Source organism: Psychrobacter sp., from assembly GCF_035469765.1.
Taxonomy (GTDB): Bacteria; Pseudomonadota; Gammaproteobacteria; order Pseudomonadales; family Moraxellaceae; genus Psychrobacter.
In genome coordinates, this window is record NZ_DATIRM010000103.1 from 1 (window position 1) to 10,119 (window position 10,119).

Annotated in this window: 10 protein-coding genes; 4 read left to right on the plus strand and 6 right to left on the minus strand. The window is 42.3% G+C overall.

Annotated features, from left to right (window positions below; all coding sequences use genetic code 11):
- Nucleotides 1-163 precede the first annotated feature (163 nt).
- Nucleotides 164-1,099 (plus strand): 23S rRNA pseudouridine(2605) synthase RluB, encoded by a 936-nt coding sequence (rluB, locus tag VLN09_RS02840; protein ID WP_325243695.1) that lies wholly within the window; start codon nucleotides 164-166, stop codon nucleotides 1,097-1,099.
- Nucleotides 1,100-1,204: 105 nt separating this feature from the next.
- On the opposite strand, the gene VLN09_RS02845 is transcribed toward rluB, so the two are convergent.
- From VLN09_RS02845 to VLN09_RS02855, 3 genes are all read right to left on the minus strand, one after another.
- Nucleotides 1,205-1,762, minus strand: coding sequence for a hypothetical protein (locus VLN09_RS02845; RefSeq protein ID WP_325243696.1), 558 nt, complete (start codon nucleotides 1,760-1,762; stop codon nucleotides 1,205-1,207).
- 90 nt (nucleotides 1,763-1,852) lie between these two features.
- Nucleotides 1,853-2,458 (minus strand): hypothetical protein, encoded by a 606-nt coding sequence (locus VLN09_RS02850; RefSeq protein WP_325243697.1) that lies wholly within the window; start codon nucleotides 2,456-2,458, stop codon nucleotides 1,853-1,855.
- 174 nt (nucleotides 2,459-2,632) lie between these two features.
- Nucleotides 2,633-3,382, minus strand: coding sequence for a hypothetical protein (locus VLN09_RS02855; RefSeq protein ID WP_325243704.1), 750 nt, complete (start codon nucleotides 3,380-3,382; stop codon nucleotides 2,633-2,635).
- A 145-nt stretch (nucleotides 3,383-3,527) separates the two neighbouring features.
- Here VLN09_RS02855 and VLN09_RS02860 point away from each other — a divergent pair, with 145 nt between their 5' ends.
- Nucleotides 3,528-4,130 carry a LysE/ArgO family amino acid transporter gene (locus tag VLN09_RS02860; protein ID WP_325243698.1) on the plus strand — a complete coding sequence of 201 codons (603 nt, stop codon included), beginning with the start codon at nucleotides 3,528-3,530 and terminating at the stop codon, nucleotides 4,128-4,130.
- A gap of 132 nt (nucleotides 4,131-4,262) precedes the next feature.
- Here the strand turns inward: VLN09_RS02860 and VLN09_RS02865 are convergent, their stop codons facing one another.
- The 3 genes from VLN09_RS02865 to VLN09_RS02875 all read right to left on the minus strand — a co-directional run bounded on the left by VLN09_RS02865 (nucleotide 4,263) and on the right by VLN09_RS02875 (nucleotide 7,262).
- On the minus strand, nucleotides 4,263-4,904 hold the full coding sequence (locus VLN09_RS02865; protein WP_325243699.1) for a MarC family protein: 642 nt from the start codon (nucleotides 4,902-4,904) through the stop codon (nucleotides 4,263-4,265).
- A gap of 250 nt (nucleotides 4,905-5,154) precedes the next feature.
- Nucleotides 5,155-6,015 carry a carboxylating nicotinate-nucleotide diphosphorylase gene (nadC, locus tag VLN09_RS02870; RefSeq protein WP_325243700.1) on the minus strand — a complete coding sequence of 287 codons (861 nt, stop codon included), beginning with the start codon at nucleotides 6,013-6,015 and terminating at the stop codon, nucleotides 5,155-5,157.
- Between the two features lie 170 nt (nucleotides 6,016-6,185).
- Complete coding sequence (locus tag VLN09_RS02875) at nucleotides 6,186-7,262, minus strand: NUDIX hydrolase (RefSeq protein ID WP_325243701.1); 1,077 nt, start codon at nucleotides 7,260-7,262, stop codon at nucleotides 6,186-6,188.
- Nucleotides 7,263-7,534: 272 nt separating this feature from the next.
- On the opposite strand from VLN09_RS02875, the gene nadA reads away from it, so the two are divergent.
- Both nadA and nadB read left to right on the plus strand, forming a co-directional pair.
- Nucleotides 7,535-8,674 (plus strand): quinolinate synthase NadA, encoded by a 1,140-nt coding sequence (gene nadA, locus VLN09_RS02880; protein ID WP_325243702.1) that lies wholly within the window; start codon nucleotides 7,535-7,537, stop codon nucleotides 8,672-8,674.
- Between the two features lies 1 nt (nucleotide 8,675).
- A partial coding sequence (gene nadB / locus VLN09_RS02885) for an L-aspartate oxidase (RefSeq protein ID WP_325243703.1) occupies nucleotides 8,676-10,119 on the plus strand: 1,444 nt, incomplete at its 3' end.

Here is a 10,119-nt window from a genome sequence, read left to right on the forward strand (position 1 = left end):
ATTTTTTATTTAACAAACTTTATTTTATCTTTTTCTATATAATTAGAATTTAATACAGTTTATAAGAACTGAGCCGCGTGCTAAAACCATTAAAATAGCGTATAATGCTCAGTCCAAATTTATACATTGAGAAATGTAAACCCACCGATTCAAGGAAATCGTTATGAAAGATGAAAAATTACAGAAAGCACTTGCCCGTATGGGACTTGGTTCACGTCGTCAGATGGAAGAAGTCATTAAAGCAGGCCGTGTAACCGTTAATAACGGTCCTGCGACTATTGGTGACCGCGTTGAGCAAGGTGATGAGATTCGCGTTGATGGCCGTCAGATTAAATATACTGCCGAGAATGAGAAACGGCGCCGCGTTTTAGCTTACTATAAGCCTGAAGGTGAAGTGTGCTCAGCCAATGATCCAGAAGGTCGTCCTACTGTATTTGAACGCTTACCAAAGCTAACTCATGATCGTTGGGTGATGGTTGGGCGTTTGGATATTAATTCTACAGGTCTATTATTATTTACTAACGATGGTGAAATGGCGCATCGTTTGATGCATCCTTCTAGCGAAGTTACCCGTGAATATGCAGTACGGGTATTGGGTGATGTTACCCCAGATATGGCACGAGCGATGACAACAGGTGTCATGTTAGAAGATGGCTTGGCCAAATTTGAAGATATCAAAGAAGGCGGTGGTGAAGGTGTCAATAAATGGCATCATGTGCAGCTTAAAGAAGGCCGTAACCGTGAAGTACGCCGCCTATTTGAATCACAAGGTCTGAAAGTCAGCCGTCTATTACGTACGAGCTATGGTAATATCGCGTTACCAAAAGAGCTACGTACAGGTCGCTTCTTAGAGCTTGATAGAAAAGATATTAATACTTTGACAGACCTAGTGAACTTACGCCCACGTTATGGTACTGGTCTGCATGGTGCTGCTAAAGAAAAGCAAGAGCGTATCAGAAATAAACCGCTTAAAGCACGTCGTACTGACACTCGTGGCGATAATCGTAATAGTACCAGTAGTAGTGCCAAACCAAAAAGTAGTGGTAGTCCTGCCAGTCGCGGCACCCGTAATACCCGTGACCGCAATGATAAACGCTAATCTGTTTTAGATTTAGCGTAGTTAATAAAAAGCTGCCAATGATACATAATCATTGGCAGCTTTTTTGTACGTGGTATTAATAAGTATTCTCTATTCGCTAAAATTCTAGTGATTATGACTATCAATATAGCTTTTCATTACTCGCAAATCCTGTAATTGCTGCTGCTCCATCTGCTCTAGCAGGTTATCCAAGCGCTGCTCAATATTATCTAATACTTCTTGCAGTAATTTACCTGCCTCCACTCGTAGCTGAGAATTCAGGTTGTTAGTGGTTGGACTAATCGTCATCAATCTATAATGACTATCAAGCATTTCGGGCAACCGTATATGTAGCATTTTATGCAATACGAACTGCGCTTCAGTAATTGCAGGCGTCTTTTCTTGTGATTTTAGTTCTATCTGATAGGCGTAATAACTGGCTACCTTTTCATCAATACGTTGCAGCTGGCGTAGCTGCATATCTGTTAAAGGCTTAAGGTGCTTTTTATTTAGGTTTAGTTGTTGCCAGCTGATGCTTGCTAACGATAATGGCGCATTAGCATTTTTATAAATGAGTACACCTGGCGTAATGCCAACCGCTTTATGAAAAGCATGCCAGCCTTTTCTACCAAAATAAAAGACGCTCACTGTCGTTATGACACCAATGCCTATCAATAAACTCATAGCAACTCACTCTTAATCGTTCAAACGTAAATTATTATCTCGACTATTTATCACTCACAATTTCACATCTTTATTATTAACAGTATTGTGTTATAGCTTTTCAATCCGCTCTATTTTAGTAGTATTGTTAAGCAACTGCGTATCTGCATCTACTTTAGGATTGTCAAAACGCTGTTGTAGATATCGATTGGTTGCCAGTAGTTTTTGTCCATCTTGATGATAGGATGCATTAAGCAAGTCATCAAACTGGGTATTAATGGTTTTTAATACATCCAACAGCGCTTCTTTACCAGTGACATCAGAATGCTTAATTTTAGTATTATCAGCCAGCGTGCCATCTAGATCATGCAAACGGCGATAATCGGCTACTGCTTGCGGTACATGTTTATCCATTAGATTTTGAATGGTGATATAGGTTTCACTCACTGCATCTTTATCATCTATCTTGCCATCATTATTGGTATCGCCATAAATGAGCCGCAGCTTTTCACCTTTCTCATTAATTTGGGTTAGTGCAGCTTTGACGTCAACCGGTAAGCTTTTTTCGGGAATATAACCCAATTGCGGCATCGCTTTATACTCTAACATTTTGGGTGCCGTCACCTTTTTGATACCACGATAGCCTAAATACAGACCCGCTGCGGGTAACACTCCATATAAAACAAACATGATAAGCATGGCAGTGATTTGGGTCATAAGAGCATCCTTATTATTTAATAGTATTAATTGGCAAATTTATTATTATTTTTGATAGTATTTGATGATTTTATTAAACAAAAAAATAAGGCTTTATTAAAGCCCTATATTGTTATGCATTGAGTTGTTTGTGTTTACTGATGCTAATTTTTTAACAGTATAAGAAACTGGCGACTAATTTTGTGTACGGCTTTTGACATAACGGTGTGTTGAAGCCAGACGGTTCATTACCGTTTGATGCAATTCATCTAGTAACTCATCAAGTTCATAATCAATCTCTAGAAACAAATCTGTGAGCATATCACCTGCGGTCATTTTACCCTGTACGGTGCTGTTTTTGGTGCGGTGCGGGCTAAAGCGCTGCAGCTGCTCATAATGACGCAAGGCTTCTGGAATGCTTTCGGATATCAGCTTATCAATGACAAATTGCCGCTCATTATGTTGTTGCTGTTGCTCATCATTGAGCTCACTACTCCACTCGCGATAGCGTTTTAGTTTGCTATTAATTCTATCTAATATAGCAACCGCCTCAATTGGCATGGCATTTAGTGTGGCTGCATCGACCACATTCACAAGCTCAGTCATAATCGGACAGCGTCCATGTTTGAGAAACCATAAGGTATCTGGGTCAAAAGGTGGTCTATTGGTTGGTCGCATCTGGGCACGATTGGACCAATAACGATCAGTCAACGGGGTTGGCGTGCGAATATCAGACACTTGCGCTAAGGCATCGCAAATACGCTCAGTACGCTGCGGCTCGCTAAGTGCTGAAACAGAAGATTTGGACATCTTGTCTGACTTACTATCCCCAATATTGCTAAGTGCATTCTCGTTAGTCGCAGTATTATTTGCTGCCGTTTGTTGAGCATTTTTGGCAGCGGCGGTTGGCAGGTCGTCTTGTGCTTGCCCAAATGACTGTAGCATTCTTGTCAAACTTATGACCATAACTTACCCTGCTCCTCGCCTATTTACTGATTGCATTCGACCATTCAATCCCTCATCTTAACAGCTTTTTACCGCGCTGCCAGTAAGCAAACGTCAGCGTTTTTTGAAGGATAAAACAGTTATCATGAATATCACTGATTACAGTTCTGGTTTTTTGCTTGGCTTATCATTAATTATCGCCATTGGCTCTCAAAATGCCTTTGTCCTTAAACAAGGACTTAAACGCGAGCACATATTTTTTGTATGTCTGTTCTGCGCCGTAAGTGATGCACTCTTAATTTCAGCTGGCATTGGTGGTTTTGGCGCGGTAACGGTGCGCTATCCGCAAGTGGTCAATAGTGCAAAGGTGGCGGGCGTCTTATTTTTACTAGGTTATGGCTTGCAAAGCTTGTATGCCAGTGTGCGCTCATCACACGCCCTTACCGTCGATGGACAAGTCGTCACTAGCTTAAAAAAGGCGTTACTACTATGTTTTGGCTTTACCTGGCTCAATCCCCACGTGTATTTAGATACCTTGGTGCTGGTTGGGATGGTTTCAACGGGTGCCAGTAGTAAGCTTGCTTTTGCAGTAGGTGCGGTCAGCGCTTCGTTCTGTTTCTTTTTTGCGCTCGGCTATGGCGCAAGGTTACTCAAACCTTTATTTGCCAAACCAAAAGCGTGGAATATCCTTGATGCCTTGGTCGGTATATTGATGCTTTATTTGGCTTGGCATTTATATCAAAGCTAAAGCATAGTTTTCTACTCAAAACCCTTTAACCAAAAACGAATACGCCGCTTAAAAAACAGAAAAACCAAACACCTTTTTAAAAGTATTTGGCTTTTTACTTAACAGATTAAATCGCTTTTATAGTCTAAAAAACTAGATCAAATCAGGGAACAGCGTGCGTAGCCCGTTAACGATGATTTCAATAGCAACTGCAGCCAGTAGCATACCCATAATTCGACTCATAATATTGAGTCCCGTATCACCCAATAAACGACTGATACGACCTGCCGCCATCAATGCTAAATAACAAAACAGACTGATCAGTAAACCTGCAACGATAACCGCAGAAACGCGCAATATACCTGAGATTTGCGAAGAATAAATAATAACTGTCGAGATACCACCAGGACCAATCATCATAGGGATAGCCAGTGGTACTACCGCTGAGGCTGTACTTGGTGGTGCATGTTTGTCATACTCAACATCGAAGTTTTCTTGATCAGGCTTAGCTGGGTTACCTTCACCGTTCATCATATTTAAGGAAATTAGAAATACTAAAATACCACCTGCCAACTGGAACGAGCCAATAGAGATACCAAGCGCTTTTAGCAATACTTCACCGGCTACAGTAAAAAAGCTAATGGTGATAAAAATAGTCAAGCAGGCAATACGTGCTACTTTACGTCGATCAATCATCGAGTAGCCGCGCGTCAAGTCCAAAAACAGCGTCAAAGCTGCAAAAGGATTGATCAAGACCACAAAGGCCAAGATGATTTTAATAATTTCAGTATCCACTGAGTGCTCGCTTGTCTATTGGTCAAACTGGGCAAAAAGATAAGGTCACCCTACGGTTGTAGCGATGACCTAATAGTCGGTAGCAGCGGCATTGTAGCATAGGCAGATAAGCCTATTAAATCATTACTTTATTTACGTTTTCTTGTAGAAATAAATCACTATAAACTCAATAGCAAGGTGCTCTTTTAATATGCTAATAATCAACGCTTCAACTCACCAATGATTTAAACTATTGAACCAAATACCTATTTTACGCTCTAAAATCAAGACCGATATCTAATGCAGTCGAGCTATGAGTTAAATATCCCATCGCGATAAAATCGACACCCGTTTTTGCGACGGCTTTTACGGTTTCAGGCGTGATACCGCCGGATGCTTCCGTTTTGGCGCGACCTTTACACATCGCTACTGCCTGCGACAATATCTCAGGCGACATATTGTCCAAAAGCACTAAGCTCACACCAGTATCGAGTGCTTGCTCTAACTGCGCTAATGTGTCGACTTCCACTTCGATTGGAATCAGATGCCCAGCAAATTTTTGTGCTTGCTCAATCGCTGTTTTAATATCACCTGCAATAGCAATGTGATTGTCTTTGATTAAAATTGCATCGTCCAACCCTAAACGATGATTGCGTCCACCACCGCAGCGTACGGCATATTTTTGTACGATACGTAAGCCTGGAATGGTTTTACGGGTACAGGTAATTTGCGCTGGATACTCTGTAACGCTGTCGACAATCTTTTTGGTATCTGTCGCAATACCGCTAAGATGGGTCATAAAGTTAAGTGCGGTACGCTCTGCTGTCAGTAGATTTCGCGCATTGCCGTGGACAGTTGCTAATACCGCGCCAGCTTCGACCACTTCACCATCATGGACTTGAGCAATAAATTCAATCTGCTCATCAATTAAAGCAAAAGATAAGCGCGCCAAATCCATACCACATATCACGCCTGCTTGGCGCGCTTTGATTTGTAATTGCGCTTGCATATTGGCTGGAATGGTCGCTTGTGAAGTGACATCACCGCGCCTGCCTAAATCTTCTGTTAATGCTGCTTTAACCAAAGGTTTAAGTAACACCTTAGCCAATGCTGGCTCTTGTTTAACTGTCATTTTTAGCCCTTATTTTTGCGCAATGATTGATATAAACTTTGTTTACTTAAACTCAAAATGAGCATAAATATAACGTAAAGTGTCGAGCCTCGCAAGAAATGGGCGAAAATTTGTGAACTTACGAAGTTTATCTAGCTTTGATATGGGGGAAAATTATGTAGATATTTATGCTATTTACGTTTAGGCAATTTACTATCCATCAGCAAACTTTGCAGTTCAATATCATGGCGAAAACGATAAAGCTTGGCGGGACGACCACGTTGAGCACTACTACTCTGCCCGGTTTCTAGCACAAGATTTTGAGATTCGAGCAGACGACGAAAGTTTTGCTTATGTAAGCGTATTCCTGATAGTGCTTCAACACTCTGCTGCAACTGCGACAAGGTAAATACATCTGGCATCAAGCCAAAAATGAGCGGTCGATATTCAATTTTTGCACGCAATCTTGAGATAGCCATCGCAATCACGCGGCGATGGTCATAGTACATCGGCGACCCTATAAGCTGCGACCAGTTACTAGGTAATTTAAACTCATTATTGGATTGAGCATTAGACAAATGATTTGGTGGATAGGTCGGTGCTTCTGCAATAAGGCCTGCTTCGTACAGCATCTCATAACGCAGAAGGACATGTTCTGCAATCCATTCCCTATTCTCGTATTCTTCGTTATTTATTGGTTGATTGTTGGTCTCTGTATTTGAAAGTGTACTTTTATTTTGAGCGGAATTACTTAGGGACATTTCACTGACGCCCCAGCATAAACCAATACGCTGACGACGGCGGTGCTGAATATCAAACTCTTTTGCATCATCCGCCCAAGTCAATAACGCCGGCACAATGTAATCCATAATGATAGTCGGCATACCGTCTAAATGATTTTCCCATGGAAAATAATCATACCAATCACGCCATAAAGCTTGGCTTTGTAGCTGCGTTTTCGCCTCTTGCACCAAGCCTAGATAGCTGACGTAAACCAGCGCATGACCATCATCATTGCGTCTATTGGTATCAACAAAGGTGTATAGCTGTTCCAAATAACCAAGTGGCTGCTGCGTTTGCTCCTCAACCCATTGACGCACGCCTGCTTGCAACGAGCGATGTAATGGCATGAGAGGGCCATTAGGTAAAAGCTTACCTTGATCAACGGTTAAAACGCGCGCCGTATGTTCAGTAATCGCGACCAGTACCGCGACGACTTCGGTCGTACCGCTACCTTGTTGATGAGCATTTGAATAAGACAACGTCATGACGTTAATGATTACCTTTTATTTTAATTATGAAATAAAGCTTAAATACTAAGCCATTGATCATGTGCTCAGTATAGCTTGAATCGATGATTATCATAGCTCGTGGTTGTAATTATACAAAATCAGTCATGAATAAGTTATAAACCTATAAAAAACCGCTTGTATTTATACTCAAAATGAGCATAATTAAAATAGTTGACTTTTAGTCGTATTTATTTGACTCACTTTTAACGGCAAATGACGTGTCGTTACTGCATCAAAGGTTTGCACTTATGAAAACTTATCCGTATGACGCACCGATTATGAGTACTGACAATCGCATTGCCACTCAAATGAATATTGAATATGCGAAAGCAAAGATGCCTGCCGACTTGCCGCGTGCAGAACGACTTGTGATTGAAGAAAATATTAAGCAGCTATTAAAAGATAACAACGCGGTATTGGTTGCACATTATTATGTCGATCCTTTTATTCAAGATTTAGCATTGGCTACAGGTGGCTGTGTTGGTGATTCACTTGAGATGGCACGCTTTGGTCAGGCACATAGTGCACAGACATTGGTCGTGGCAGGCGTACGATTTATGGGTGAGTCGGCAAAGATACTCAGTATGGAAAAAACGGTTCTAATGCCAGATTTGGAAGCAGAATGCTCGCTTGATTTGGGCTGCCCTGCCGATGAGTTTTCTGCCTTTTGTGATGCCCATCCTGAGCGTACGGTGGTGGTTTATGCTAATACCAGTGCGGCAGTGAAAGCGCGAGCTGATTGGGTAGTTACCTCCTCAGTCGGTATTGATATTATTCGTCATCTACATGCGCAAGGCGAACCTATCATTTGGGGTCCGGATAGACACTTAGGTAAATACATTGCCCGTGAGACTGGCGCAGATATGCTGCTCTGGCAAGGCTCATGTATGGTACATAATGAGTTTAAAGCCACTGAACTTGAACAATTAAAAGCTGAATATCCTACTGCGAAAGTATTGGTACATCCTGAATCTCCAGACAGTGTCGTTGCGCTTGCCGATGTGGTTGGTTCGACCAGTAAGCTATTGCAATCTACCTATGAGATGGATGCCGATACCTTTATCGTAGCGACCGATTTGGGTATCTTGCACGAAATGCAAAAGCGCTCGCCAAATAAGCGTTTCTTAGCTGCGCCGACGGCTGGTGAAAGTGCCAGCTGCAAGAGCTGTGCTTTTTGTCCATGGATGGCGATGAATGGTCTAAAAGGTATTGAGCAATGTTTGGTGAATAATAGTGGTGAAGTATTAATGACGCCTGAGCTTGCAGCGGCAGCTAGAAAGCCACTACAACGTATGCTTGATTTTGCCGAATCACAAAAACAACGTGTAACAGCAAGCGGCGACATCGTCAAAGATCGTGCGCTTTTTGCAAATGTTGGGGCAGCATAATATGAACGCAATCTGGTCAAACGTTAAAGGTGGCTCTGACGTGCCTCAGAACTCTGACACTGTCGTAAAGACAGATGTACTCATCATTGGTGCAGGTCTTGCAGGACTAAGCACTGCCCTTGCTTTACCAGAGTCGCTGAGCATTATGATATTAAGTAAAGCAGCACTGGAAGTTTGCTCGAGCCATTATGCTCAAGGCGGTATCGCTGCAAGCTTAGATAAAAATGACTCAGTTGCTGACCATATCGCCGATACACTAATCGCTGGTGCAGGATTATGTGCAGCTAATAATACGGCCAGTATTTTAAGCGCTGGACAGCAAGCCGTCCAATGGCTATGTGAGCAAGGCGTACCTTTTACCCAAATTCCAAAAGAAATTAAGAATGAAGAGAATCAGGAAAAACCTGTAACTGAACTACAAACTGCTGATTTACATTTAACCAAAGAAGGCGGTCATGGCTGTAGACGCGTTGCTCATGCTGATGATGCAACGGGTCGACACGTTATGGAAGCCTTGACTGTAAAAGTGCAAGCCGCATCCAATATCACTGTGTTGCCCTATCATGAAGCGTTAAGCCTTTTAAAGGCAAATAATAATAATAGCTTATGCCAAGGCGCACTTGTCTTTGACCATAGCAGCCAACACCAAATCACCTTTTATAGTCGCGCAGTTGTTTTAGCCAGTGGTGGTTTAGGACAGTTATTTCAACGAACCAGTGCGCCTAATGTCTGTGTCGGCGATGGCGTTATGATGGCATGGCAGGCAGGTTGCCGTTTGGCAAATTTAGAATTTATCCAATTTCATCCAACTGGTCTAGCACTGGGTGATAGCAGCTTTTTGATCTCTGAAGCATTGCGCGGTGAAGGTGGTCGGCTTTACTGTCCAAAAACTGGCAACCGCTTTATGCTGGATATTGATGAGCGTGCGGAACTAGCACCGCGAGATATTGTCGCTCGTGCCATAGCTGAGCAGATTATTGCTAATAGTCTTGGCTATGTGCATCTGGATGTCAGTCACTTGCCAGCCGTGTTTTTGCAGGAGCATTTCCCGCAAATTTACCAAACCTTGTTAGAGCTTGGTATTGATATGACCAAAGAGCCGATTCCGGTTGCACCAACGGCTCACTACAGCTGTGGCGGCGTGGTTACTGATGCCAATGGTGTCACGGATGTGGCAGGTCTGTATGCCGCTGGCGAAGTCGCCTATACAGGCTTACATGGTGCAAATCGCTTGGCAAGTAACTCATTATTGGAATGTGTGGTGGTTGGGCGCAATATCGCTGCTGACTTACCACGATATTTAAAAGCATTAGAAAGTTTAAATACTGCTGCCATTTATGAGAGCATAGATTTATCAGCACCTGACATTTGGAAAACGCCAATACTTAAAGACATTCAAGCTATTAAGCTACCTTCTTCTACTGAATATCCCTTTAATTTATCTC

What these genes read in the sequence shown, in the direction of transcription:
- rluB (WP_325243695.1), top strand. Translation starts at nt 164, where the DNA reads ATGAAAGATGAAAAATTACAGAAAGCACTTGCCCGTATGGGACTTGGT.
- VLN09_RS02845 (WP_325243696.1), bottom strand. Translation starts at nt 1,762, where the DNA reads ATGAGTTTATTGATAGGCATTGGTGTCATAACGACAGTGAGCGTCTTT.
- VLN09_RS02850 (WP_325243697.1), bottom strand. Translation starts at nt 2,458, where the DNA reads ATGACCCAAATCACTGCCATGCTTATCATGTTTGTTTTATATGGAGTG.
- VLN09_RS02855 (WP_325243704.1), bottom strand. Translation starts at nt 3,382, where the DNA reads ATGCTACAGTCATTTGGGCAAGCACAAGACGACCTGCCAACCGCCGCT.
- VLN09_RS02860 (WP_325243698.1), top strand. Translation starts at nt 3,528, where the DNA reads ATGAATATCACTGATTACAGTTCTGGTTTTTTGCTTGGCTTATCATTA.
- nadC (WP_325243700.1), bottom strand. Translation starts at nt 6,015, where the DNA reads ATGACAGTTAAACAAGAGCCAGCATTGGCTAAGGTGTTACTTAAACCT.
- VLN09_RS02875 (WP_325243701.1), bottom strand. Translation starts at nt 7,262, where the DNA reads ATGACGTTGTCTTATTCAAATGCTCATCAACAAGGTAGCGGTACGACC.
- nadA (WP_325243702.1), top strand. Translation starts at nt 7,535, where the DNA reads ATGAAAACTTATCCGTATGACGCACCGATTATGAGTACTGACAATCGC.